Origin of the sequence: Collimonas fungivorans (genome assembly GCF_001584145.1) — a bacterium.
Classification (GTDB): Bacteria; Pseudomonadota; Gammaproteobacteria; order Burkholderiales; family Burkholderiaceae_D; genus Collimonas; species Collimonas fungivorans.
In genome coordinates this window covers 4265904-4289025 of record NZ_CP013232.1, presented here as the reverse complement: position 1 = coordinate 4289025, position 23122 = coordinate 4265904, and the positions used below count along the sequence as shown (strand labels likewise).

Annotated in this window: 23 protein-coding genes and 1 pseudogene; 10 read left to right on the top strand and 14 right to left on the bottom strand. The window is 58.8% G+C overall.

Going from position 1 to position 23122, the window contains the following annotated elements; all coding sequences use genetic code 11:
• Nucleotides 1-97: 97 nt before the first annotated feature.
• Nucleotides 98-639 (top strand): annotated as a pseudogene (locus CFter6_RS18690) (RBBP9/YdeN family alpha/beta hydrolase).
• A gap of 379 nt (nt 640-1018) precedes the next feature.
• On the top strand, nt 1019-2362 hold the full coding sequence (locus CFter6_RS18685; protein WP_236904409.1) for an amidase: 1344 nt from the start codon (nt 1019-1021) through the stop codon (nt 2360-2362).
• Between the two features lie 25 nt (nt 2363-2387).
• On the opposite strand, the gene CFter6_RS18680 is transcribed toward CFter6_RS18685, so the two are convergent.
• From CFter6_RS18680 to CFter6_RS18670, 3 genes are all read right to left on the bottom strand, one after another.
• Nucleotides 2388-2822 carry a VOC family protein gene (locus CFter6_RS18680; protein ID WP_061541193.1) on the bottom strand — a complete coding sequence of 145 codons (435 nt, stop codon included), beginning with the start codon at nt 2820-2822 and terminating at the stop codon, nt 2388-2390.
• A 109-nt stretch (nt 2823-2931) separates the two neighbouring features.
• Nucleotides 2932-3336 (bottom strand): ClpX C4-type zinc finger protein, encoded by a 405-nt coding sequence (locus CFter6_RS18675; RefSeq protein WP_061541192.1) that lies wholly within the window; start codon nt 3334-3336, stop codon nt 2932-2934.
• 190 nt (nt 3337-3526) lie between these two features.
• Entirely contained in the window at nt 3527-3937 is a 411-nt protein-coding gene (locus CFter6_RS18670) for a winged helix-turn-helix transcriptional regulator (protein ID WP_061541191.1), read from the bottom strand.
• Between the two features lie 89 nt (nt 3938-4026).
• Between CFter6_RS18670 and CFter6_RS18665 the strand changes: the two genes are divergently transcribed.
• Nucleotides 4027-4878 (top strand): SDR family oxidoreductase, encoded by an 852-nt coding sequence (locus tag CFter6_RS18665; RefSeq protein ID WP_061541190.1) that lies wholly within the window; start codon nt 4027-4029, stop codon nt 4876-4878.
• An 80-nt stretch (nt 4879-4958) separates the two neighbouring features.
• On the opposite strand, the gene CFter6_RS18660 is transcribed toward CFter6_RS18665, so the two are convergent.
• Together CFter6_RS18660 and CFter6_RS18655 are read right to left on the bottom strand one after the other, a co-directional pair.
• The gene (locus tag CFter6_RS18660) at nt 4959-6161 is read right to left on the bottom strand and encodes an MFS transporter (RefSeq protein ID WP_061541189.1); all 1203 of its coding nucleotides are present in this window, start codon (nt 6159-6161) and stop codon (nt 4959-4961) included.
• A 48-nt stretch (nt 6162-6209) separates the two neighbouring features.
• The gene (locus tag CFter6_RS18655) at nt 6210-6848 is read right to left on the bottom strand and encodes a TetR/AcrR family transcriptional regulator (protein WP_082814859.1); all 639 of its coding nucleotides are present in this window, start codon (nt 6846-6848) and stop codon (nt 6210-6212) included.
• A gap of 124 nt (nt 6849-6972) precedes the next feature.
• Between CFter6_RS18655 and CFter6_RS18650 the strand changes: the two genes are divergently transcribed.
• Nucleotides 6973-8034, top strand: coding sequence for a hypothetical protein (locus CFter6_RS18650; protein WP_150118810.1), 1062 nt, complete (start codon nt 6973-6975; stop codon nt 8032-8034).
• 7 nt (nt 8035-8041) lie between these two features.
• On the opposite strand, the gene CFter6_RS18645 is transcribed toward CFter6_RS18650, so the two are convergent.
• Nucleotides 8042-8806, bottom strand: a complete 765-nt coding sequence (locus tag CFter6_RS18645) for an MHYT domain-containing protein (protein WP_061541187.1) — start codon at nt 8804-8806, stop codon at nt 8042-8044.
• A 411-nt stretch (nt 8807-9217) separates the two neighbouring features.
• Between CFter6_RS18645 and CFter6_RS18640 the strand changes: the two genes are divergently transcribed.
• Together CFter6_RS18640 and CFter6_RS18635 are read left to right on the top strand one after the other, a co-directional pair.
• Nucleotides 9218-11113: an ATP-binding cassette domain-containing protein gene (locus tag CFter6_RS18640; RefSeq protein ID WP_061541186.1), complete on the top strand. Its 1896-nt coding sequence runs from the start codon at nt 9218-9220 to the stop codon at nt 11111-11113.
• A 60-nt stretch (nt 11114-11173) separates the two neighbouring features.
• The gene (locus tag CFter6_RS18635) at nt 11174-11743 is read left to right on the top strand and encodes a GNAT family N-acetyltransferase (RefSeq protein WP_061541185.1); all 570 of its coding nucleotides are present in this window, start codon (nt 11174-11176) and stop codon (nt 11741-11743) included.
• Nucleotides 11744-11752: 9 nt separating this feature from the next.
• On the opposite strand, the gene CFter6_RS18630 is transcribed toward CFter6_RS18635, so the two are convergent.
• Both CFter6_RS18630 and murJ read right to left on the bottom strand, forming a co-directional pair.
• Nucleotides 11753-12604, bottom strand: coding sequence for a SirB1 family protein (locus CFter6_RS18630; protein WP_061541184.1), 852 nt, complete (start codon nt 12602-12604; stop codon nt 11753-11755).
• A gap of 201 nt (nt 12605-12805) precedes the next feature.
• Nucleotides 12806-14356, bottom strand: a complete 1551-nt coding sequence (gene murJ, locus CFter6_RS18625) for a murein biosynthesis integral membrane protein MurJ (protein WP_061541183.1) — start codon at nt 14354-14356, stop codon at nt 12806-12808.
• 315 nt (nt 14357-14671) lie between these two features.
• Here murJ and rpsT point away from each other — a divergent pair, with 315 nt between their 5' ends.
• Nucleotides 14672-14941 (top strand): 30S ribosomal protein S20, encoded by a 270-nt coding sequence (gene rpsT, locus CFter6_RS18615; protein ID WP_061541181.1) that lies wholly within the window; start codon nt 14672-14674, stop codon nt 14939-14941.
• A gap of 162 nt (nt 14942-15103) precedes the next feature.
• On the opposite strand, the gene CFter6_RS18610 is transcribed toward rpsT, so the two are convergent.
• From CFter6_RS18610 to CFter6_RS18600, 3 genes are all read right to left on the bottom strand, one after another.
• On the bottom strand, nt 15104-15565 hold the full coding sequence (locus tag CFter6_RS18610) for a DUF192 domain-containing protein (protein WP_061541180.1): 462 nt from the start codon (nt 15563-15565) through the stop codon (nt 15104-15106).
• Between the two features lie 138 nt (nt 15566-15703).
• Nucleotides 15704-15931 carry a hypothetical protein gene (locus CFter6_RS18605; protein ID WP_061542463.1) on the bottom strand — a complete coding sequence of 76 codons (228 nt, stop codon included), beginning with the start codon at nt 15929-15931 and terminating at the stop codon, nt 15704-15706.
• A 134-nt stretch (nt 15932-16065) separates the two neighbouring features.
• The gene (locus tag CFter6_RS18600; protein WP_061541179.1) at nt 16066-16650 is read right to left on the bottom strand and encodes a pseudouridine synthase; all 585 of its coding nucleotides are present in this window, start codon (nt 16648-16650) and stop codon (nt 16066-16068) included.
• 181 nt (nt 16651-16831) lie between these two features.
• Here CFter6_RS18600 and icd point away from each other — a divergent pair, with 181 nt between their 5' ends.
• Nucleotides 16832-18085 (top strand): NADP-dependent isocitrate dehydrogenase, encoded by a 1254-nt coding sequence (icd, locus tag CFter6_RS18595; protein ID WP_014007244.1) that lies wholly within the window; start codon nt 16832-16834, stop codon nt 18083-18085.
• A 131-nt stretch (nt 18086-18216) separates the two neighbouring features.
• On the opposite strand, the gene cspE is transcribed toward icd, so the two are convergent.
• Nucleotides 18217-18420: a transcription antiterminator/RNA stability regulator CspE gene (cspE, locus tag CFter6_RS18590; protein WP_009665919.1), complete on the bottom strand. Its 204-nt coding sequence runs from the start codon at nt 18418-18420 to the stop codon at nt 18217-18219.
• Between the two features lie 327 nt (nt 18421-18747).
• Between cspE and clpS the strand changes: the two genes are divergently transcribed.
• Together clpS and clpA are read left to right on the top strand one after the other, a co-directional pair.
• On the top strand, nt 18748-19056 hold the full coding sequence (gene clpS / locus CFter6_RS18585; protein WP_061541178.1) for an ATP-dependent Clp protease adapter ClpS: 309 nt from the start codon (nt 18748-18750) through the stop codon (nt 19054-19056).
• Nucleotides 19053-21353, top strand: coding sequence for an ATP-dependent Clp protease ATP-binding subunit ClpA (gene clpA, locus CFter6_RS18580; protein WP_061541177.1), 2301 nt, complete (start codon nt 19053-19055; stop codon nt 21351-21353). The genes clpS and clpA overlap by 4 nt, the downstream gene beginning before the upstream one ends.
• Before the next feature lie 140 nt (nt 21354-21493).
• Here clpA and CFter6_RS18575 read toward each other — a convergent pair whose 3' ends face one another.
• Nucleotides 21494-22576, bottom strand: a complete 1083-nt coding sequence (locus CFter6_RS18575; RefSeq protein WP_236904408.1) for a M48 family metallopeptidase — start codon at nt 22574-22576, stop codon at nt 21494-21496.
• Between the two features lie 11 nt (nt 22577-22587).
• Complete coding sequence (gene dut / locus CFter6_RS18570) at nt 22588-23037, bottom strand: dUTP diphosphatase (protein WP_061541175.1); 450 nt, start codon at nt 23035-23037, stop codon at nt 22588-22590.
• Between the last annotated feature and the right edge of the window lie 85 nt (nt 23038-23122).

Here is a 23122-nt window from a genome sequence, read left to right as displayed (position 1 = left end):
TCCGCCAGGCTGCGCCTGCAAAATCATTTGTTCTCCCATGTTGCCCGACTCTTGAGAGTTTTACAATGAAGCCAATTCAACCAAGGAGGCTTTTCAGATGGATTATCCTGTCCTCGTCATCCCCGGTCATGGCAACTCCGGGCCATTGCACTGGCAGAGCTTGTGGCAACAACGGCAGCCTGGATGGGCGCGCATCGAGGTCGGCAACTGGGATCATGCGATCTGCGACGACTGGGTGTCGGCAATCGACAGGGAGGTGGCCGGGCTTGGGGAGAACACGCTGCTGGTGGCGCACAGTTTAGGATGCTTGGCAGTTGCACACTGGGCTATCCGGCATTCAACCCGGGTCCGAGGGGCTTTGCTGGTTGCTGTTCCTGATCCTTCGACGGCGGCGTTTCCAAGCGCCGACACAGTCGGGTTTTCGCCATTGCCGTTAGCCAGGTTACCGTTTCCCAGTACGGTCGTTGCCAGCAGCAACGATCCTTATGCCGGCATCGCCTATGCGCGTTCTTGCGCAGAGGCGTGGGCAGCGAGTTTGTCGAAATAGGTGCACGTGGGCACATCAATGCCGCTAGCGGCATTGATGACTGGCCTGATGGCTATCGGTTGCTGCAGAATTTGGCTGTTCCACCCGTATAGATCTGGCCGGCCTGGCCAAGCTTAAGATTCCGCGCAAGGGCAGCTATTGGTTTCGTCACGTTATCCAGACTTTTTGTCCGTTTTCGTGCGGATTTCCATCCGTTTTATTTGTGGCATCGGCTTGCGTGGCCATAAATCCCCCCATATTCTTGATGTGGCTATCGCTCATGCCCGAATGGCACACTATGTGCTTGTTGCTAGATTGACGAGCGGCCGTAAAGCTCGTTCAATAAATTAAAAGAGGGGGAGACAGATGGATAAGCAACGCCGCAATTTCTTACAGAAAACTGGCCAATACGCAGCTCTTGCAGGGCTCGGCACGATAGCGCCAGGCGCATTTTCCAGGCCCGTTGCCAGTACGGCAATGGGACATCTGTCAATGACAGAAATGTCGCAGCGGCTCGCTGCCGGTTCGCTGAGCAGCCGCCAGCTGGTGGAAGAAGCGCTCGCCGCCATCAGCGATCCGAATGGAGAAGGCTCGCGTGCCTTCCTCACCGTCTACGCCGAACAGGCGCGTGCCGTTGCGACCGAGATCGATGCGCAGCGTCGCCGTGGAATTGTTGCCTCGCCGATTGCTGGCATACCCGTTTCAATCAAGGACCTGCTGGACGAGGCCGGACAAACCACCCTGGGAGGTTCCACGGTCCTGGTCGGCCAGCCTCCCGCGCTGGTCGATTCGACCGTAGTGGCCAGATTACGCAAGGCCGGTGCAGTCATCATCGGGCGCACCAATACGGTGGAATTTGCCTACACCGGGCTTGGCGTCAATCCGCACTATGGCACGCCGAAGAACGTTTATGACCGCGCCACCGGCCGCATCCCCGGCGGCTCGACATCGGGCGGCGGCATATCGGTAGCTGACGGCATGGCTGCCGGCGCCATCGGCACCGATACCGGCGGTTCGCTGCGCATTCCCGCGGCGCTCAACGGCCTGGTCGGATTCAAGCCGACTCAACGCCGCGTGCCGCGTGAAGGCGTGATGCCGTTGTCGACTACCCTGGATTCAGTCGGTCCGATCGCCTGGAGTGTTGCCGATTGTGCGCTGCTCGATGCGGTACTTACAGCCGAGGCGGTACGCGCGCCGCGCGCACCCGCACTGCGCGGGCTGCGATTCGCGGTGCCAAAGACATTCTTCCAAAATGATTTGTCCGATCCTGTCGCACGTGCGTTCACGAGCGCGCTGGCGCGGCTGTCGGCGGCGGGAGCCATCATCGTGGAATTGCCGATGGCCGAGTTTGCGCAGGCGCCGAACATCAATCCAAAGGGCATGATCACCGCCTCCGAGGCCTATGCCTGGCATCGGAAATATATCAAGGACGGCGCCGACAAATACGATCCGCGGGTATTGGCTCGCATCAAGACCGGCGAGGCCATCAGCGCGCCAGACTATGTTGAGCTTCTGAGGCTGCGGCGCGAATTCATCCTCTCGATCAACCGGGCCGCGGCTGGCTACGATGCGATGCTGATGCCGACAACGCCTGACATTGCCCCGCCAATCGCCGACGTGATCAAGGACGACGAAAGTTACTATCGCATTAACGGACGCATGCTGCGTAATCCGTCGGTGGTCAACTTGTTCGACGGCTGCGCGCTTTCAGTGCCGTGCCACCAGCAGGGTGACGCACCGGTCGGACTGATGATTGCAGGAATTCAAAATACCGATCACCACATTCTCTCGGTGGGGCGCTCGGTGGAGGCAATTGTTTCACCGCCTCGAAGCTGAACTACGCACGACGCTGCGCCGCCTGTCAATGCGGCTCTGCGGCGAACGGATCGTAGCTGCCGAAATTCCAGACGTTGCCTTCGGTGTCGCGCACATCGTAGCCGCGGCCGGGATAACCGTCGTTGTCTTTCGGCGCCGTGAGTATTTCGGCGCCGGCGGCGCGGGCCCGTGCGCAGTGTGCGTCCGGATCATCTGTCACAGCGTATATGCACGCTGTTATGCCGCCTGCCTGGGCGACTGTCTTCCAGCGATACTTGTCCTTGACCTCGCCAGGCCTATCCGAACCAAGCATGATCATCTGGCCATTCAGCAGCAGCTCGGCGTGGTGCACGATCGAGGGATCGGCCTCGTCGGCATACACGGCCTTGCGTTCGAAGCCGAAGGCCGTGCAGAGGAAAGCGATGGCGGCCGGCGCATCGCTATAGCGCAGGCAAGGAATCAGGGCGTGATGTACTGGCATGGCGTTCCTCTCGAATTTGGGCTTCGTCGCAAGGGTCGGGATGAGTCGCACAGCGTCTTCGCGGTGATTTTACCTTGTCACGGAGGCGAACGGCGCGGCTGAGCCAGGGTTAACGATTGATCTCGGAATCGACGATCGATTGATGCATTTGCCGGATGCACAAAAAGCAAATGTTCACGATACCTTTCGAAAACATCCCGTCGACTTCCGCGGGAATTTTTCTGCACATTGAACAGGCTTCGCCGGCGCATTGCGTTCGCAGCCAGCGTTCCGCGATTCTCTTGGTAGTGTGGGTTCTTACCCAGCGCTGCGATATCCCTTCGTACCAATGCTCGGATCGCTGCATCGACTCTCGCAAGGTTGCTGCGCCGCCAACTCCAAGTACGTTCCAGCGATTGTCGCAATGCATGATCAGGAAGTCCTGCAACTCGCCAAAGAGGTTTCTGCAAATGGCCAGCCGGGGCACAGGCCCAAGGAGTTTGCCGTCCACGTAAAGCACTTGGCGCCCGTCCATCGCACCGTTCTGTCAACGATGGCATAGGCAATGACCTGTGCCGAGCCGATCACTGGGGGAGGTTTGACGTTACGCATGCGGCGCCTTGGATAAGGTTGAACAGTATTTTGCAATTTCCCGTCGTTTGCCTGCAGTGCAGGCAAGTGCATCGTACTATGACAATGCATACAGATGCGTCCAAGCAATTACTTTATGCATCTGCAACAAGACGCCGGGCTTCCATAATCTGCGGCAAGCTCTCTTCAATCCAATCGGCCAGCGCCTCCACTTTATTTCCGACCTCCAGCCCGAGCGGCGTCAGGCTGTATTCGACATGCGGCGGCACCACAGGATAGGATTTGCGCAACACGAAGCCGTCGGCTTCCAGCCATTGCAGCGTCTGCGCCAGCATCCTTTCGCTGACGCCATTCACCTTCCTGCGCAAATCGCTGAAACGGTAGGTCCCGCCCAGCAAGGCGACCAGGATCAGCACTCCCCAGCGGCTGGTGACGTGCGTCAGCACCTCGCGTGACGGGCACTTGCCGGTAAACAAGTCGCCTCTCCTCATCTGGGCGGAGAGGGGCATGGTTGCCGCTAGCGGACTGTTGGCGTCTTCATTCATGGGGTACTTACCTTTGTGTTTGTACTTACTAAACATAAGTTTGGATGATATTGTGCCAGTTCTTCTCTCGCATATAAAGGAATTTGACCATGATCGTCGTAACTGGAGCCTCCGGCCAACTGGGCCGCCTTGTCATCCAAGAATTGCTTAAAAAGCTGCCGGCAAACGAAATCGTTGCCGCGGTGCGCACTCCCGAAAAAGTTGCCGACCTGGCGGCTCTGGGCGTGCAAGTGCGGCTGGCCGACTACGCGCAGCCAGCGACGCTCGACGCCGCATTCAAGGGCGCCGGCCAGCTGCTGCTGATTTCATCCAGCGAGGTGGGGCAGCGCCTGCCGCAGCATCGCAATGCGATTGACGCCGCCAAACGCGCCGGCGTCGGCCTGGTGGCCTACACCAGCGTCTTGCGGGCCGATACTTCGCCGTTGGGCCTGGCCGCCGAACACAAGGCAACCGAAGCACTGCTGAAGGCATCCGGCTTGCCGCATGTAGTGCTGCGCAACGGCTGGTACACGGAAAACTACCTGGCCAGCATACCCGCCGCCTTGCAGCATGGCGCCTACATCGGCAGTGCCGGCGCAGGCCGGATCGCATCGGCGGCACGTGCCGACTACGCCGCAGCGGCTGCAGCCGTATTGACCAGCGCCGGCCAGGCCGGCAAGGTGTACGAATTGGCTGGCGACGAAGCCTACACGCTGACGGAACTCGCGGCTGAAATCACGCGCCAGTCGGGAACGACGGTGGCCTACCAGAACCTGCCGGAAGCCGATTTCAAGGAAGCGCTGCTTGGCGCAGGCTTGCCTGAGCATGTAGCCGGTTTGCTGTCGGATTCCGATATCGGCGTATCCAAAGGCGGGCTGTTTGATGACGGCCATCAGCTGAGCCGGCTGATCGGCCGGCCGACGACGCCTCTCGTTACGCTGGTCAAAGCTGCGCTTGCCTGACCGGTTCTTGTGAAGATGGCGAGTCGTTGCGACGGTCCCCGCCGTCTGGAAGCAGGCGGCGGGGAATCCTCTGGAAGAATCTATTTCGGCTCGCTGCAGAAATAAAGCAATGCAATCACCGGCAAGGCAAAACCCAGCCACGACGCCATGGCCCATCCGCCATGAGCGAAAGCCAGGCCGCCCAATGCGGAACCGAGCGCGCCGCCGGCGAAGAAGGTCGCCATGTAGAGGCCATTGAGGCGGCTCCGATATTCGGCTCCCAATACAAAGATGGCGCGCTGTCCCAGCACCAGGTTGGTGGTAGCGCCAAAATCGAGCAGTATGCCGGCGGCAACCAGCAAGCCCAGCGCCAGCGGCGAACCGTAGGCGCCGATATGGGTGATGAGGAAGGCGCCGGCGACGGCGAGCATCGCGAATGCAGTCGCCGCCTTGCTCCAGCCGCGGTCGGCGAAGCGGCCGGCGATGGGCGAGGCGATGGCGCCAGCCACGCCGGCCAGGGCGAACAGAGCGATGCCTCCCTGCGACAGCCGGAACTCCGGTCCCGCCAGCAGTAGTGGAGTAGTGGTCCAGAACAGGCTGAAGGCGGCAAACATGCAGGCTTGATAGAACGCGCGGCGGCGCAGCACCGGCGTGTTGCGCATCAGATCAACCATGGAGGCCAACAGCTTGCCATAGGAAATTGTCGATACCGGTTCGCGCCGCGGCAACGCCAGCCTGAGCACCAGAGCCAGCAGCGCCATCGCCGCGGCCGAGATGAAAAACACCGCGTGCCATGAGGCAAACTGGGCGATGAAACTGGAGACCGGACGCGCCAGCATGATGCCGAGCATCAGGCCGCTGACGACACTGCCGACGGCGCGGCCGCGTTCCGCTTCCGGCACCAGGTGCGCGGCATACGGCACCAGCACCTGCACTGCAACCGAGGCGAGGCCGATGCACAGCGTGGCGGCGAAGAAGGGCAGAGGATGCGTCGACAATGCCGCGGCCAGCAGCGCCAAGGTGGCAAGGCCGATCAGGGTCAGCACCAGGCGGCGTGTTTCGAGCAGGTCGCCAAGCGGAACGATGAACAGCAATCCGATGCCGTAGCCGATCTGGGTCAGGGTGACGATCAGTCCGGTGGCGCCGGGCGACAGGCCTAGCGCTGCGCCTATTGGTCCGGCCAGGGGCTGGGCGTAATAAAGGTTAGCGGCAATCAGCCCGCAGGCGAACGCCAGCAGGAGCATCGTCCAGGCCGAGGCTGACGGTTCAGATCTGCCCTCGGCGCTAGCTGTAAATGTAGTCATTGGTGATCCTTAAAAAGGGAATAAACGTTTCCTAAATTGGCAAAAAAATCAGGCGAGCACTTTCATTGCAATATCTACCAGCACAGTCATCTCATCCCGGGTGCGGCCGGTCTTGCCCACTACGCGCATACCCTGGATCAGGCACAGCAGCAGGCGGGCGGTCGCTGCGTCATCTACATGCTGCGGAATCGAGCCGTCTTGCCGGCCTTGCCGGATCAGCGTACCGAGCAGCACTTCGTTGCGGGTCAGCGCGGCAGTAACCCACTGTGCGACATCCGAGTCAAAGGTAGCCAGTTCCGCCGCGCTGCCGACCACCATGCAACCCTCGAGACCGCCGGCGCCATGCGATGCTTCGGCATAAAAAGCGAGCGCCAGGCGCACCTGCTCCTTGCCCGTCGCACCCGCGCCGATCACCGCCCGCAGCTGCGTATCGCGCACGGTCTTGTAACGGTCGAGCGCTGCCAGGAAGACACTTTTTTTGTCCTTAAACGCCTTGTAGACGCTGCCCGAGGCGAGCTGCATGGCTTGCGTCAGGTCGCACACCGTGGTGGCGTGATAGCCGCGCTCGCTGAATACGCGCACCGCCTTGTCGAGCGCCTGCTCCATATCGAACTCGCGCGGCCTGCCGCGGCCGCGGGAAGCATTGATATGGTCCGTAATGACCGAATCTGGCAAGGAATTTGACATTTGCTGATTATGGAAACGTTTGTTTCCTAAGTCAAGGGCTGAAACAATAGCGTTATTTATTGGTCACATACAGACAAGCTTGAACAAGCCGTAAAACAATATCTTGCTGATAACGGAGGCTGCCATGTTTAAGAAAAGCAGGGTAATCCGGAATGTTGCGCTGGCATCCATATTTCTTGTCTGGCATCCCCTTATTCAGGCCGATGACGCCATGCCGCCGTTGGCGCCGGCGGACGACAGCAGCTACGCCTCGGCCGCACTCGGCAACGGCATCCTGTACGGCACCAGCCTGGACGGCCAGAAGCCGATGCGCTGGCGCGCGGCGGAAATCCGCTTCGGGCCGGCTCTCGACCTGTTCGGGCTGGCGGCCGGCGGCCATCTGCCGGCAGGCGCCAGCACTCGGCTTGACTATGTGTATTACAACGAAGGCCATCCCGACAACAATCACCGCGACGGTTACGCCATGCAGATGGTTTACCGCCAGAATTTGCGCCCCAGCTTTGACCTTGAAGTAGGCGCCGGTCCGTATTTCAGCATGAACCGGACCACCGTCAACGGCACGGAAAAAGACGATGCGCGCCTGGGCGGCCTGGTTTCCGTGGCGCTGCTGGCGCGCCTCGACCAGTATTCGCCGGGGCTCAGCCTGCGGCTGGCGTACAACCATGTGCTGACACCCGGCGCACCTTCCTCGGATGCCTTCCTGCTCGGCCTCGGCAAGGATTTCGGCGCGGCCCATGTGAGCCCGCCTGATGCGGACGGCCAGCATGGCTTGTGGCTGGCGGCGCTGGGCGGTTTTGCCCAGACCAACCAGTCGGGGCCGGGCAAGCGCCTGAGCTATGCGCTGGAAGCAAAGAAATATTACGGCCCGTGGGCGGCTTCGGTTTCTGCGATTGAAGAAGGCGACGACGGCGTGCGCGTGAACCGGCACGGGATCGCCGCGCAGGGCTGGTATGTGCAGCCTGTCGCCGAACACTGGGATATCAGCGCCGGCGCCGGGCCCTATCTGGCGGTCAATAAACGCGATTCGAACGACTGGAAAGTCAACGGCCTGATCAGCCTGCAGGTCGGGCGCGACCTGGGCCACCAGTTGCGCGGCTTCGCCAGTTTCGGCCGGGTGGTGACTTTCAGGAACAAGAATGATGCCGACCTGATGACGATCGGCATCATGAAGGGCTTCGACCTCTAGGGCTTGTTCAGCGCAGCGTCTCGACCAGCTTGTTTTCATCCATGCTGCGCCCCAGCACTACCCAGAAAATGCACAGCGACAGCAAGCCGGCGACGGCGTAGACCGAGACATCGAGATAGTTGCCGCCGATCTTGAGCAGGATCAGCGGCGCGTCGCTGGTGCAGATCATGTTGGCGGCATACATGCCGACGTAATGCATGCTGCATACCGCCAGCGCCATCACCAGCGCCGCGATCACGCGGTGCAGCAGCCGGGTCAGGTTGAACGCCAGCCACAGCGCGGCAGAGGCGGCGGCGATGGCGATGGCGACCGAGATCACGACGATGGTCGGGTTGAGCAGCATGGTGGCGCGCAGGTTCATCGCGTACATCCCCATGTAATGCATCACGCATACGCCGACGCCGGCCAGCAGGCTGCCGGCCAGCCAGCCGGATACCTTGAATTTGCCGTGGCTGCCTGCCAGGTAAAGCGCGATGCCGGAAATCACGATGGCGGCCAGCAGCGAGGCGGCGGTCAGCACGACATCGTAGGCAATCGGCACGGTCAGGCGGTACGCCTGCATGGCCAGGAAGTGCATCGACCAGATGCCGATGCCGCCCAGCGAAGCGGCGGCGCAGACGGTCATGCCTAGATCCAGCGAGCCGTCCTTGCGAAACATGGATTTGGCGCATTGCAGAGCCAGCAGCGCGCCCCAGAACGAGATCATGTATGACAGCAAAACCAGCGCTGCGTCGTATTTCGGCGCCAATAATTGGCCTAGCAATGGATCCATGGCTTTCTCCCTGTCGTATGAATGTGTGAGGCAAAAGCGAGGCGCTTTTGCCCTTGTTTTTGCAACAATGTTATTATGAAAATCAGCTCAGATAAGTTGCGCCATGGCATCTTCCCACCTCGTGAGTGAATATTGCCATGTGGAAATAATATAGGGCTAAAATATCTATGCAGCAATACATTTCCGGAAATATTTTGTAGCGGCGGCTGACTGGGCAAAATAACCGTTGGCGGGAGGCTGGCTGGCGGGCATGCGGCAGCTCCGGCGCAGCGCAGGCCGCGACAAATGTACGGCCAGGCGGCGCGAGTATAGGTACAATGTGCGGTTCATTCATCCAATTGACTGCGCAAAGCCGCACAAAGCCCTTATAGCGCTGCTGCAGATCTTTCTTTTTCTGGTTTTATCCAAATTATGGCTGTCATCTCTATCACCAATGCGCAACTCGCATTCGGTCACGTTGCGCTGCTGGACCGCGCGGAATTTTCCCTGGAATCGGGAGAGCGGGTCGGCCTGATCGGCCGCAACGGCACCGGCAAGTCGTCGCTGCTGAAAACCATCGCCGGCGTATCCAGGCTGGACGATGGCCTGATGGTGATGCAGCAAGGCATCAAGATCGCCTATGTCGACCAGGAACCGCATTTCGAATCCGAGATGTCGGTATTCGATGCCGTCGCCGCCGGCATGGGCGAGATGCAGGCATTGCTGAATGAATACGATGCGCTGACCGGCCAGTTCGGCGGCGACAACGACGACGCCATCATGGAGCGGATGCACGAGATCCAGAGCAAGCTCGACGCTGCCGATGCCTGGAGCCTGACCAACAAGGTCGAGACCACGCTGGATCGCCTCAACCTGGATAAAAACATGCTGATGGGCCAGCTCTCGGGCGGCATGCAAAAGCGCGTGGCGCTGGCGTGCGCCTTGGTCAGCGCGCCCGATGTCTTGCTGCTCGACGAGCCGACCAACCACCTGGATTTCAGCTCTATCATGTGGCTCGAGGGTTTGCTGCGCGACTACAAGGGCAGTGTGCTGTTCATTACCCATGACCGCAGTTTCCTGGATAACGTCGCCACCCGCATCATCGAACTGGACCGCGGCCGCATCTTGTCCTTCCCCGGCAATTTCACGGCTTACCAGGTGCGCAAGGCCGAGCAGCTGGAAAACGAAGAAGTCGAGAACGCCAAGTTCGACAAATTCCTGGCGCAGGAAGAAATCTGGATCCGCAAAGGCGTGCAGGCACGCCGCACCCGCGACGAAGGCCGCGTGCGCCGCCTGGAAGCCTTGCGCCTGGCGCGCAGCGCGCGCCGCGACCAGCAGGGCCAGGTCAAGCTGGATGTGTCTTCGGGCGAGCGTTCCGGCAAGATCGTAGCCGAACTCACTGACGTCAGCAAAGCGTTTGGCGACAAGGTCATCGTGAATAATTTCACCGCCACCATCATGCGCGGCGACAAGGTCGGCCTGATCGGCCAGAACGGCGCCGGCAAGACCACCTTGCTGAAACTGATCCTGGGCCAAGACCAGCCCGACAGCGGCACGGTCAAGCAGGGCACCAAATTGCAGATCGCGTATTTCGACCAGATGCGCGCGCAGCTCAATGAAGACGCCAGCCTGGCCGACACCATCGCGCCGGGCAGCGACTGGGTCGAGATCAACGGCCAGCGCAAGCACGTGATGACTTACCTGAACGATTTCCTGTTTGCGCCGGAGCGCGCCCGTTCGCCGGTCAAATCGCTGTCCGGCGGCGAGCGCAACCGTTTGCTGCTGGCGCGCCTGTTCGCCAAGCCGGCCAACGTGCTGGTGCTGGATGAACCGACCAACGACCTCGATATCGATACCCTGGAGCTGCTGGAAGAGCTGCTGGAAGACTATAGCGGTACGGTGTTCCTGGTCAGTCATGACCGTACTTTCCTCGACAATGTGGTGACCCAGGTGATTGCCGCCGAGGGCGACGGCATGTGGCGCGAGTATGTCGGCGGCTACACCGACTGGGAGCGTGTGCGCCCGAGCCAGTCTGCAGTGATCGCCAAGGCCAAGAGCGAAGCCAAGGTGGAAACCAAGGCAGAGCCGGCCCCTAAGCAGAAAAAACTCAGCTACAAGGAACAGCAGGAGCTGAAAGAACTGCCGCTGCTGATCGCCAAGCTGGAAGCGGAGCAGAAAGCCATTTCCAGCCAGCTGGCCGATCCCGACCTGTACAAGCAGAAGCCGGACGAAGTGAAGCGGCTTAACGACCGCTTCGCCGAGATCGACGGCCTGTTGCTGGAGAGCCTGGAGAAATGGGAAGTGATCGAGGCGCGCAGCAAGGGATAAAAAGAGAAGGCTTCGCCTTTCTGATCTACGTAACCTTTCATTGAAGGACATAGCTGAGCAATGAGCGAAACCCCGGTTTTCCCCGTCATCCGGACTGAACGCCTGCTGCTGCGCGAGATCGTCGAGCGCGATGCAGAACAGATACTCGCCATGCACGGCGATCCTGAACTGATGCGCTGGTTTGGCGTGGATCCCTTGCCGGACCTGGCGGCGGCGCAAGGTTTGATCAAACGCTTCGCCAGTTTCCGCCTGGATGAAAATCCAGGCACCCGCTGGGGCATCCAGGCCAGGGAAAACAATCAGTTGCTGGGGTCATGCGGCTTGTTCCGCTGGGACCGCAACTGGCGCAAATGCATGATCGGCTACGAACTCTCGACGCATGTCCAGAAGCAGGGTTTCATGCGCGAGACGCTGACCGCCGTCATGACCTGGGGTTTCGCCGAGATGGCGCTCAACCGCATCGAGGCCATGGTCCATCCCGATAACCTGGGTTCGCTCAAGCTGCTGCGCCAGCTCGGTTTTGTCGATGAAGGGCGCATGCGCCAGGTTGGCTACTGGGGCGGCCGCTATCACGACATGCTGATGCTGTCGCTGCTGCGCAGCGAATGGCCGGCGGCCAACAGCAACTGACGGCTTAACTTAATTCAAGCGCTTGCAAGCCTCACGCAGTTCGACCACCTGCTCGCGCAAGGTCGCTGCATCGGCGGCCTGCGGCCGTTGCGCCAGGTAATGTTCCAGGTCTTCCAAAGCCGCTTGCGGGCAATCCAGCTGGGCGAACGCCAGGCCGCGGTCGCGCCGTTCGACGGCGTCGCCCGGCAGCAGGATCAGGATCCGCTGCTGTACTTCCAGCAACCGTTGCCAATGGTTGCTTTGCTGGTAGATGGCTTTCAGGTTGCGCAATATGCGCACCAGGATGTCGTGCGGGTGGGCGATTTGCAGGTAGCTGATCAGCGATAGCCGGCTGGCCGCTCTTTCTTCGTCGTTTTCGGTCGGCAGGTAAGGTTCCAGCCGTTCTTCCAGTTCTTCGCGCGACAGGCTGGCGCCGTTGGCCGGATCGATCATGATGTCGCCCGAGGGCACGGTCAGCTTCATCAGGAAATGGCCGGGGAAGGACACGCCTTTGACCGGCAAGCCGATCTGCTGCGCCAGTTCCATGTAGACCAGCGCCAGCGAAATCGGGATGCCGCGCCGTTTGGCGATCACCCGGTGCAGGTAGCTGTTGTCGGTGTCGTAATAATGATTAACGTTGATCGCGAATCCCAGCTCCTGGTAGAAGAACTGGTTCAGCAGGCGCAGCTTCTGGATCGCCGAGGCATCCGCCGGCAGGCGCAGGCGCAAGGTATTGGCCAGCCGGTCCAGGTCATTCTGCGGGGCATCGAAATCCAGCTTGGGATAGACATCCTGCGCAATCGCCAGGGCTGCCTCGAACAAAGGAACATCGTTGGCCTGTTGCACCAGCGAAGTAAAGTAGTCAAGAGATGTAATCGTCATGACTCTATTCTAGTGCAGTGTTTCGCAATAATGAAACTTCATAAACGATGTCTTTTCGCGCCATGCGTCGTTGCAAATCCTCGCGATAGTTGTACTATCACTCCGGTTTGCGCCTAGCCTGACACGAAAATACACCATTTCTGAAGCTCCCTTATTGCGAAACACTGCACTGGCAAACTATTTTCCCGAGCGCGATCCAGTTTAACGCGCAATCCGCTTGAAATCGCTGAATCGGAACCCCATCGCCAATAGTGCTCCAAAGTAAGTAATGCCGCAGGCCGCCAGCACCGCGCACAGGGCGGCGATGCGCGCCAGGGAGCTGGTGTGCGGACCGGTCCAGTCGAATTGCTGGCCGCACCACAGCGCTACCGCCGCCATCAGGAACAGGGCGCCGAGCAGGCGCATGAAATAACGGATCCAGCCGCTTTCCGGTTTGTAGATGCCGCGCCGCATCAGGCTCCACAGCAGGAAACCGGCGTTCAGGCAGGCGCCGACGCTGATCGACAGCGCCAGGCCAGCCACCGCAAATACCGGCACGAACAGGTAGTTCATCAATTGTGTGGCAATCAGCACACCGACCGCGATCTTGACCGGGGTCCGGATATCTTGCTTGGCGTAAAAGCCGGGCGCCAGGATTTTCACCACGATCAGGCCGATCAAGCCGACGCCGTAGGCGATCAGCACCTGGCTGGTGACCGCGACCGAGGCCGCATCGAATTTGCCATGCTGGAACAAGGTTGCGGTCAACGGCACTGACAAGGTTGCCAGGCCGACCGCGGACGGCAGCGCCAGCAGGAAGGTCAGGCGCAAGCCCCAGTCCAGCAGCGACGAATATTCGCCATGGTCTTTGTCGGCATTGGCTTTCGACAGGCTGGGCAGCAGGATAGTGCCGAGAGCCACGCCCAGCAATGCCGTAGGAAACTCCATCAGGCGGTCGCCATAAGTCAGCAGGGACACGCTGCCATGGCCCAGGCGCGAAGCGATGTTGGTGTTGATCAGCAAGCTGAGCTGGGCGGCCGATACTGCAAACACCGCCGGCCCCATTTTTTTCAGCACCCGCTGCACGCCCAGGTCCCGCAGGCCGACCATGGGATTGAGGGCGATCCGCGGTAGCATGCCGACCTTGAGCAGCGCCGGCACCTGGATCGCCACCTGCAGAACGCCGCCAACCAGCACCGCAAACGCCATCGCATAGATGGGGTGTTGCATGTACGGCGCAACGAACAGCGAGGCAACGATGAAAGCCAGGTTGAGCAGCACCGACGTGAAGGCCGGGATCTTGAATTCATGCCAGGTATTCAGGATGCCGCCGGCCAGCGCCACAAACGACATGAAGCCGATGTAGGGGAACATGATGCGGGTCATGAAGACCGAGGCGTCGAATACTTCCTTGTTGTCTTTCAGGCCGGTGGCGATGAAATACACCAGTACCGGGGTGGCGAGGATGCCGACGATGCAGGTAACCAGCATGGCCCAGGTCAGCACGGTGGCGACGTGGTCGACCAGCTGTTTGGTCGCTGCCTCGCCTTTCTGGTTCTTGTATTCGCCCAGGATGGGTACGAAAGCTTGTGAAAAAGCGCCTTCAGCAAACAGCCGGCGCAACAGGTTGGGAATACGGAAAGCGATGGCGAAAGCATCGGTGTAGCCGTCGGCGCCGAATGCGCGCGCGTACAGGATTTCGCGAATCAGGCCCGTCACACGCGACACCATGGTCATGCCAGAGACGGTGGCAAGCGTTTTATGCAAGTTCATGGAGCGGCATTATAGCTGGAGCAGATCGCCTGCCGCAGCTTTCTCAGGAGGTGGAAAAGCGGGAGTTCGCGCCGGTTTCGTTGACTGCCGGCAAACACTGACTGTGATAAAGTCCGAGCTGGAACGTTCCCGTAGCGAGCATGATATAGAGTTACTATTTTTGCAACTGTGCTTTCTTGCGACAGAATTGCTTCCAAAGCAAGAGGGGATTTGCCTGTTCTTCAAAAACTGGTTATAATCCGTGGCTTTACAGAATTCTGCGCCGCGGTCTGGTTTGCCGCGTTAGCATTCCCGACCTCGTTTTAGGAAATATAAATGGCAAATACCGCACAAGCACGTAAGCGTGCTCGTCAAGCAGTTCAGCAAAACCTGCACAACTCCAGTCAGCGTTCGACCCTGCGCACAGCAATCAAAGCTGCCCGCAAGGCAATCACTGGCGGCGACAAGGCTGCAGCAGCGCTGGTCCTGCAAAACTCCGTATCGACTATCGATCGTATCGCGGACAAGAAAATCATCCACAAGAACAAGGCTGCACGCCATAAGAGCCGTCTGAACGCTGCTCTGAAAGCACTGTCGGCTGCTTAATAAAATTGCAGCGAACTGGCAATAGCAGCGTCAGCCCGGCTGGCGTTTCTTGCTGAGTTGTTGATAGTTTAAGAAAAACCCTGCATAACGTGCGTTATGCAGGGTTTTTCTGTCTTGTCTTGATCGCCCGGCGGCAGCTGCTCAGGCCGCCGCCGGAGGTGTTCACAGTTGCGGCAAGCCTTGGATCACAGTGCCCGGCTTGATGTTCTTGTCCTTGAACCAGCCTTTATTCATCTCCAGCGCATAAGACGCCGCGCCCTGGGCGCAATGGGAATCCAGCGTCTGCGCCTTCATTTCCTCGACATTCAGGATCGCGCCCTTGGCGTCGATGAACGCCACCGACAGTGGAATCAGGGTGTTCTTCATCCACATGCAGATGCCGGCAGGGGTCTCGAATACAAACACCATGCCTTCGTTGGCGCCCATTTTCTTGCGGAACATCAGCCCTTGTTCGCGCTGCTCTTCGCTGCGCGCCACTTCGGCCTTGATCACATGGATGCCGATATTCAGGGGAGTGACCGGAAGTTGCTGGATTTCTTGCGCTGCTGCCGGCAACGTGGCGGCGGCCAGGATTGCGATGCATGCGGTGGCTGCTGCGAGGTAAGTGGCGCGGATTTTTCTCATGTCGATAAAGCTCCTTTAGGATCGGGAGATTATACAGAGAGGTAAATCGCTGGAGGGGCGCCGGCTGCGGATATTAATTGTTTCAGGACGTAAAAAAAGGCAGGACGCGCCTGCCTTTTACTGAAGCTGATGCTGGAATTACTTCGCAGCAGGAGCAGCGTCGGCTGCTGGAGCTTCTGCTTTTGCAGCTTTGGCTTTAGCGGCTTTCTTAGCCTTCTTGACTTTGTGTGTGGTCTTCTTTGCAGCAGGCGCCGAAGCTTCGGCAGCGGCGGCAGCAGGTGCTGCTGGAGCAGCAGGAGCTGCATCGGCAGCAAAAACGGAAGAAGCGAACAGGCCGGCAATCAGAACAGCGATCAGTTTTTTCATTTTCAAATCCATTCAGTTAGCGAGTTAATCAATCGATGATTCACTTGAATCACTGCAATTAACGACGCCCGGAAACGTATGGTTGACACCGATTCTTAAAAAGACCAGAAACCTGTATCAATTTGTATCAACTGCTACTTTTTCAGGGTGACCAGATCGGCCGGATCTATCGCCAGCGATTCGCCCGGCCACAGCGGATGGCTTTGCAGCGACACCTGGCCGATCGCCACCCGCACCAGGCGCAAGGTCGGCAATCCTACCGCTGCCGTCATGCGCCGCACCTGGCGGTTCTTGCCTTCGGTCAGGGTCAGCGCCAGCCAGCTGGTGGGTTTGTCCTGGCGCTGGCGTATCGGCGGATCGCGCGGCCACAGCCAGTCCGGCTCTTCGATCTGGCGCGCCTGGCAAGGCTTGCTGCGGAAATCGCCGAGATCGACGCCATGCCGCAAGCGCTCCAGCAAAACCTCGGTCGGCAGGCCTTCGACTTGCGCCATGTAGGTCTTGGGCTGCTTCACTGCCGGATGGCTGATGTTGTGCTGCAGCTGGCCGTCATCGGTGAGTAACAATAATCCTTCACTATCGGCATCGAGGCGTCCGGCCGGGTAGATATCGGGGATCTTGATATAGTCGGCCAGCGTAGGGCGGCCGGGATGTGCCCCGCCAGGATCGGCTGAAAACTGGCATAACACTTGAAATGGTTTGTTGAATAGAATCAGCGACATGGCGTTAGTATAGTGCTTCGCCAAGGGTGAAGCACAGCGCCGGTGTCGCAAAAACATGGCGTCTAGTAAAATACTAGTGCATAATATGGAATGCTTGTCTTATGTCTTATATAAGACCAACCGTGTTTCAAATCCAACCGCACTGGTAGTTTTACCTCCTCAACTCCGGAGATACACAGAAATGTCCCAACATATCAAAGTGCCTGCTGAAGGCAAAAAAATCACCGTCAACGCCGATTTTTCGATCAACGTCCCTGACAATCCAATCATTCCTTACATCGAAGGCGATGGCACCGGCGTTGATATCAGCCCGGTCATGATCAAGGTTGTGGACGCCGCCGTGTCCAAGGCTTATGCAGGCAAGCGCAAGATCAGCTGGATGGAAGTGTTCGCCGGCGAAAAGTCGACCAAGGTATACGGTCCTGACGTCTGGCTGCCGGAAGAGACCCTGGCCGCGATCAAGGATTACGTCGTTTCGATCAAGGGCCCATTGACCACGCCAGTCGGCGGCGGCATCCGTTCCCTCAACGTGGCCCTGCGCCAGGAGCTGGACCTGTATGTCTGCCTGCGCCCGGTGCGTTATTTCAAGGGCGTGCCTTCGCCGGTGCGTGAGCCAGAAAAAACCGACATGGTGATTTTCCGCGAAAACTCGGAAGACATCTACGCCGGCATCGAATGGCAAGAAGGCAGCGACGGCGCCAAGAAACTGATCGAATTCCTGATCAAGGAAATGGGCGTCAAGAAGATCCGCTTCCCTGACACTTCCGGCATCGGCGTCAAGCCGGTTTCGCGCGAAGGCACCGAGCGCCTGGTGCGCAAGGCGATCCAGTACGCGATCGACAACGACAAGCCGTCCGTCACCATTGTCCACAAGGGCAACATCATGAAGTTCACCGAAGGTGGCTTCCGTGACTGGGCATATGCGCTGGCGCAAAAGGAATTCGGCGCCGAGCTGATCGACGGCGGTCCATGGGCGAAATTCAAGAATCCGAAGACCGGCCGCGAAATCATCGTCAAGGATTCGATTGCTGATGCATTCCTGCAACAAATCCTGCTGCGTCCGAACGAATACAGCGTAATCGCCACCCTGAACTTGAACGGCGACTACATTTCCGACGCGCTGGCGGCGCAAGTCGGCGGCATCGGCATCGCGCCGGGCGCCAATCTGTCCGATTCGGTCGCCATGTTCGAAGCAACCCACGGCACCGCGCCTAAATATGCAGGCAAGGACTACGTCAACCCGGGTTCGCTGATCCTGTCGGCGGAAATGATGCTGCGCCATATGGGCTGGGTCGAAGCTGCGGACCTGATCATCGAATCGATGCAAAAGTCGATTACCTCGAAAAAGGTCACCTACGACTTTGCGCGCCTGATGGAAGGCGCCACCCAGGTTTCCTGCTCGGGTTTCGGCGAAGTGCTGATCGAAAACATGTAATTTTGCTGTTTTCACAAAAAAGCCAGGACATGTCCTGGCTTTTTTTTCGTGCCGCTTGCGGGCTGTGCCCATAAAAAAACCTCACCGCGGTGAGGTTTTTCACAAAAGCCGCTTAATCACGCAGAGCGAAATTAAGGAGCTTGGATGTTAGAAGCTTGCTTGCCTTTAGGGCCTTGCGTGACTTCGAACTGGACTTTTTGACCTTCTTTAAGGGTCTTGAAGCCGTTCATCTGGATTGCGGAAAAGTGTGCAAACAAATCTTCACCGCCGTCATCCGGAGTGATAAAGCCGAAGCCCTTAGAATCGTTGAACCACTTGACTGTACCTGTTGCCATAAAATAGCGTCTTTCAAATAATAACAATCACACGAGCCGTAAAAGCAAGAAGCCTCGCGTAACGCTGCCCCTTCTAGAACTTGCTCACTTCTATTAATAAGCAGAAACACGCTCACCAATGAATGTCATTCTTTGCGCAAAAAATAAAAAAGTCAAGTAATTTCCTTTATGCAATTAAATTTCTGGTTTTGGCCGTTTTTTTGCTCTTGATTTAATCTCTTCTATCGTCATCTGCATAGCAATCGGAAAACGCGTAATATCGTTATAAGTCATCTTTTATTCTGTGTCGCGCGTTGCGCATTTGTTGGAAGGTTTTAGAATAGGCGCATGGTAACCAAGCACGAAGACGGGACAGTAACGACGCGACAGGAGCAAAAGCTCAAGCCGCCCCCCATGTATCAAGTATTTTTGCTCAATGACGACTACACTCCAATGGAGTTCGTGGTCGCCATCCTGCAGGAATATTTCAACAAGGATCGTGAAGCCGCAACGCAGATAATGTTGAAAGTGCATCGCGATGGCAAAGGCATGTGTGGGGTATATCCGAAAGATATCGCTTCCACCAAGGTTGAACTGGTATTAACGCACGCACGCAAAGCAGGGCATCCCCTGCAATGCATGATGGAGGAAGCATGATTGCGCAGGAACTGGAAGTAAGTTTGCACATGGCGTTTGTCGAGGCACGGCAAGCACGGCACGAGTTCATCACGGTTGAACACCTGCTGCTGGCCTTGCTCGATAACCCGTCCGCGGCAGAGGTGCTGCGTGCGTGTGCCGTCAACATTGATGATATGCGCAAGACGCTGACCATCTTCATTGGCGACAACACACCGACGGTGCCGGGTTCGAATGAAGTGGATACCCAGCCGACCTTAGGTTTCCAGCGCGTCATCCAGCGCGCCATCATGCATGTGCAATCGGCTTCCAACGGCAAGAAGGAAGTGACCGGCGCCAATGTGCTGGTCGCGATCTTCGGCGAAAAGGATTCGCACGCGGTGTATTACCTGCACCAGCAAGGCGTGACGCGGCTCGACGTGGTGAATTTCATCTCGCACGGGGTGCGCAAGGACCAGCAGGCCGATGCGCAGAAATCCTCGGAAGGCGCGGAAGAAGTGCAGGCCGAAGGCCAGGCCAAGGAAAGCCCGCTCGACCAGTTCACGCAAAACCTGAACAAGCTGGCGACCGAAGGCAAGATCGATCCGCTGATCGGCCGCGAGTATGAGGTCGAACGCGTAATCCAGACCTTGTGCCGGCGCCGCAAGAACAATCCCCTGCTGGTCGGCGAAGCCGGCGTCGGCAAGACCGCGATTGCGGAGGGGCTGGCATGGCGCATCACCCAGGGCGACGTCCCTGAAATCCTGCAGAATGCGATCGTGTATTCGCTCGACATGGGTTCGCTGCTGGCCGGCACCAAGTACCGCGGCGATTTCGAGCAGCGCCTGAAAGCGGTGCTCAAGCAGCTGAAAGACAGCCCGAACGGTATCTTGTTCATTGACGAAATCCACACCATCATCGGCGCCGGTTCGGCTTCCGGCGGTACGCTGGATGCGTCCAACCTGCTGAAGCCGGCATTGTCCAGCGGCCAGCTGAAATGCATAGGCGCGACCACTTACACCGAGTTCCGTGGCGTGTTTGAAAAAGACCATGCCTTGTCGCGCCGGTTCCAGAAGATCGACGTTAACGAACCGACGGTAGAGCAAACCGTGCAGATCCTGCGCGGCTTGAAGTCGCGCTTTGAAGAACATCACGGCGTCAAGTATTCGGCGTCCGCGCTCACCAGTGCGGCCGAACTGGCGGCGCGTTTCATCAACGACCGCCATCTGCCGGACAAGGCCATCGATGTGATCGATGAAGCCGGCGCGGCGCAACGCATCCTGCCGAAGTCGAAGCAGAAGAAGACCATCGGCAAGGGCGAGATCGAGGACATCATCGCCAAGATCGCGCGCATACCGCCGCAGTCGGTCAACCAGGACGACCGCAGCAAGCTGCAGACCATAGACCGCGATTTGCGCAATGTGGTGTTCGGCCAGGATCCGGCCATCGACGCTTTGGCATCGGCGATCAAGATGGCGCGCGCAGGCCTTGGCAAGACCGACCGCCCGATCGGCTCCTTCCTGTTCTCCGGTCCGACCGGCGTCGGCAAGACCGAGGTGGCGAAGCAGCTGGCGTTCATCCTCGGCATCGACCTGATCCGTTTCGACATGTCGGAATACATGGAGCGTCATGCGGTGAGCCGCCTGATTGGTGCGCCTCCAGGTTATGTCGGTTTCGACCAGGGCGGCCTGCTGACCGAAGCCGTGACCAAGAAGCCGCATGCGGTGCTGTTGCTGGATGAAATCGAAAAAGCCCATCCGGACATTTTCAATATCCTGCTGCAAGTGATGGATCATGGCGCGTTGACCGACAACAATGGGCGCAAGGCGGACTTCCGCAATGTGATCATTATCATGACCACCAATGCCGGTGCGGAAAGCCTGCAAAAACGCTCGATCGGTTTCACCGACAAGAAAGAAGCCGGCGACGAGATGGCGGATATCAAGCGTATGTTTACGCCGGAATTCCGCAACCGCATCGATTCCATCATCAGCTTCCATGCACTGGACGAAGAAGTCATCCTGCGTGTGGTCGACAAGTTCCTGATGCAGCTGGAAGAGCAGCTGCACGAGAAAAAAGTGGAAGCGATCTTCACCGAGAACTTGCGCAAGTTCCTGGCAAAGAAGGGTTTCGATCCATTGATGGGCGCACGGCCGATGTCACGCCTGATCCAGGACATGATCCGCAAGGCGCTGGCCGACGAGCTGCTGTTTGGCAAGCTGGTGACCGGCGGCCGCGTGACTGTCGACCTCGACGACAAGGACCTGATCAGCCTGGACTTTGCAGAAAAGGATTCGTCCTCGCCTGCGGCTCCGGAAGAAACGGTGGAAGTCGAATAAAGAAGCGAATGCAGCCGGGTGTTTGCCCGGCGCGTTAAAAAGCCTGAATGCACGCAAGTGATTCAGGCTTTTTTTATGGCTGCCGCATTGTGAGGATCGGGCGGCGCTCCATCGCTGAACTGCAACGCGATGGAGCTTGTTTAAGGCTGTATGGCGGTGCCGGTCGCCTGCTTGGCCTGGATATCCGAAACCGCCTGCTGGATTGCCGACAGGCGGTAATCGGTACCCGGATGTATCGCCGTATAACCGTTGAGCACGCTGGCCGGATAGCTGGTCGCCAGCCGTTGCCAGAAAACCGCGGCGTCGTCGACTTTGTAGCCGGCGCGGGCAACCATGTACAGCGACAGCTTGTCGGCCGCTGCATCCAGCTGCTGCGGATAAGGCTTGACGCCGGCCATGCCGTTCAGGGCCGCGGTATCAGGTTTCAGGCGGATCAGGTTGTCGATGACGCCGGTCATGGTGGCGGTATTGCGCTGGCGCGACGGATGCGTGAGCGTGTTATGCGCCATTTCCTTGGCGATCACCAGAGCCAGCTCGTCGTCGTTCTTGGTGTATTTCATCATGCCGCTGCTGATCAGCACGCGGCGGCCGTCGGCATAACTGATCACATTCTCGGTGTTGCCGAGTTCGATGCCGAAGGCGCAGGCGCGGGTCAGCGGGATGTTCAGGGTCTGGTTGGCGCCGTTGCGGGCAATGATGACCTTGATGCTGTTGCGGCCGTTTACCAGCGGTCCGAGCAGCAAGGCCGTCTGGCGTTCGGCGTCGGCGCCGACCGGGACCGGCTTGTCCTGGATGCTCACCAGCAGGTCGCCGCGCTGCAGGCCGACCTTGGCGGCGCCGCTGCCGGCCAGCACGCCGGTCACTTGCAGCTGGTCGCTCAGGCCGAGGGCGCTTGCCGCTTCAATGAACTCGGAGGTATAGGAGTATTTGGTCTTGGCGGTGAAGCCCAGCAGGTTGCGCGCATTGTTCCGGCACAGCAGGGCATTGTTCACCAGCAAAGGCGCGGCAACATCGTACAAGCGGTCTTGCAAGCCGATCAAGGCTTTCAATTCCGCCTGTTGCGGCGGCGGCGTCAGGACCACTGGCTTGGGAGGGACTGGCACGACTTGCGGCAGGGTGGTGGCGGACTCCTGTGTGGCACAGGCTGCCAGTAACAGCACTGGCAGCGCCAGCGCTGCATAGCGCCTGACGCCCTGCCATCCATTGTTACGCGTCAATCTCATCAGTTTCTCCATCAATGTTTTCCGGTGCTGCCGAAGCCGCCTGCGCCGCGTTCGCTGCTCTCGAAATCGGCTACGACATTAAAACGGACACGGGCCACAGGCACAATGATCAATTGCGCCAGCCGCTCCATCGGGTTAAGGGTAAATTCGGTCGTTCCGCGGTTCCAGGTGGAAACCATCAGCTGACCCTGGTAATCAGAGTCGATCAGGCCCACCAGGTTCCCCAGCACGATGCCGTGTTTGTGGCCGAGACCGCTGCGCGGCAGGATCATCGCCGCATAAGCCGGGTCGCCGATATGGATCGCCAGGCCGGTCGGGATCAGGTGGGTTTCACCGGGTTTGATTGTCAGCGCGGCGTCCAGGCAGGCGCGCAGGTCGAGGCCGGCGCTGCCTTCGGTAGCGTAGGCCGGCAGCTGATCTTGCATGCGTGGGTCGAGAATCTTGACGTCGATGATATTCATTGAATTTTGTAACAATCTGTCAGGTGAAATGATAGTAGGTGCAGGCTGTCCTGCCTGCGGTTCATGAAGCTGCTTTTCGGTATAC

What these genes read in the sequence shown, in the direction of transcription:
- CFter6_RS18600 (WP_061541179.1), bottom strand. Translation starts at nt 16,650, where the DNA reads ATGTCGCTGATTCTATTCAACAAACCATTTCAAGTGTTATGCCAGTTT.
- CFter6_RS18680 (WP_061541193.1), bottom strand. Translation starts at nt 2,822, where the DNA reads ATGCCAGTACATCACGCCCTGATTCCTTGCCTGCGCTATAGCGATGCG.
- dut (WP_061541175.1), bottom strand. Translation starts at nt 23,037, where the DNA reads ATGAATATCATCGACGTCAAGATTCTCGACCCACGCATGCAAGATCAG.
- CFter6_RS18640 (WP_061541186.1), top strand. Translation starts at nt 9,218, where the DNA reads ATGGCTGTCATCTCTATCACCAATGCGCAACTCGCATTCGGTCACGTT.
- icd (WP_014007244.1), top strand. Translation starts at nt 16,832, where the DNA reads ATGTCCCAACATATCAAAGTGCCTGCTGAAGGCAAAAAAATCACCGTC.
- murJ (WP_061541183.1), bottom strand. Translation starts at nt 14,356, where the DNA reads ATGAACTTGCATAAAACGCTTGCCACCGTCTCTGGCATGACCATGGTG.
- clpA (WP_061541177.1), top strand. Translation starts at nt 19,053, where the DNA reads ATGATTGCGCAGGAACTGGAAGTAAGTTTGCACATGGCGTTTGTCGAG.
- CFter6_RS18630 (WP_061541184.1), bottom strand. Translation starts at nt 12,604, where the DNA reads ATGACGATTACATCTCTTGACTACTTTACTTCGCTGGTGCAACAGGCC.
- CFter6_RS18655 (WP_082814859.1), bottom strand. Translation starts at nt 6,848, where the DNA reads ATGTCAAATTCCTTGCCAGATTCGGTCATTACGGACCATATCAATGCT.
- CFter6_RS18675 (WP_061541192.1), bottom strand. Translation starts at nt 3,336, where the DNA reads ATGGACGGGCGCCAAGTGCTTTACGTGGACGGCAAACTCCTTGGGCCT.
- CFter6_RS18635 (WP_061541185.1), top strand. Translation starts at nt 11,174, where the DNA reads ATGAGCGAAACCCCGGTTTTCCCCGTCATCCGGACTGAACGCCTGCTG.
- CFter6_RS18685 (WP_236904409.1), top strand. Translation starts at nt 1,019, where the DNA reads ATGACAGAAATGTCGCAGCGGCTCGCTGCCGGTTCGCTGAGCAGCCGC.
- CFter6_RS18650 (WP_150118810.1), top strand. Translation starts at nt 6,973, where the DNA reads ATGTTTAAGAAAAGCAGGGTAATCCGGAATGTTGCGCTGGCATCCATA.
- CFter6_RS18645 (WP_061541187.1), bottom strand. Translation starts at nt 8,806, where the DNA reads ATGGATCCATTGCTAGGCCAATTATTGGCGCCGAAATACGACGCAGCG.
- CFter6_RS18610 (WP_061541180.1), bottom strand. Translation starts at nt 15,565, where the DNA reads ATGAGAAAAATCCGCGCCACTTACCTCGCAGCAGCCACCGCATGCATC.
- CFter6_RS18575 (WP_236904408.1), bottom strand. Translation starts at nt 22,576, where the DNA reads ATGAGATTGACGCGTAACAATGGATGGCAGGGCGTCAGGCGCTATGCA.
- rpsT (WP_061541181.1), top strand. Translation starts at nt 14,672, where the DNA reads ATGGCAAATACCGCACAAGCACGTAAGCGTGCTCGTCAAGCAGTTCAG.
- CFter6_RS18605 (WP_061542463.1), bottom strand. Translation starts at nt 15,931, where the DNA reads ATGAAAAAACTGATCGCTGTTCTGATTGCCGGCCTGTTCGCTTCTTCC.
- CFter6_RS18660 (WP_061541189.1), bottom strand. Translation starts at nt 6,161, where the DNA reads ATGACTACATTTACAGCTAGCGCCGAGGGCAGATCTGAACCGTCAGCC.
- CFter6_RS18670 (WP_061541191.1), bottom strand. Translation starts at nt 3,937, where the DNA reads ATGAATGAAGACGCCAACAGTCCGCTAGCGGCAACCATGCCCCTCTCC.
- clpS (WP_061541178.1), top strand. Translation starts at nt 18,748, where the DNA reads ATGGTAACCAAGCACGAAGACGGGACAGTAACGACGCGACAGGAGCAA.
- CFter6_RS18665 (WP_061541190.1), top strand. Translation starts at nt 4,027, where the DNA reads ATGATCGTCGTAACTGGAGCCTCCGGCCAACTGGGCCGCCTTGTCATC.
- cspE (WP_009665919.1), bottom strand. Translation starts at nt 18,420, where the DNA reads ATGGCAACAGGTACAGTCAAGTGGTTCAACGATTCTAAGGGCTTCGGC.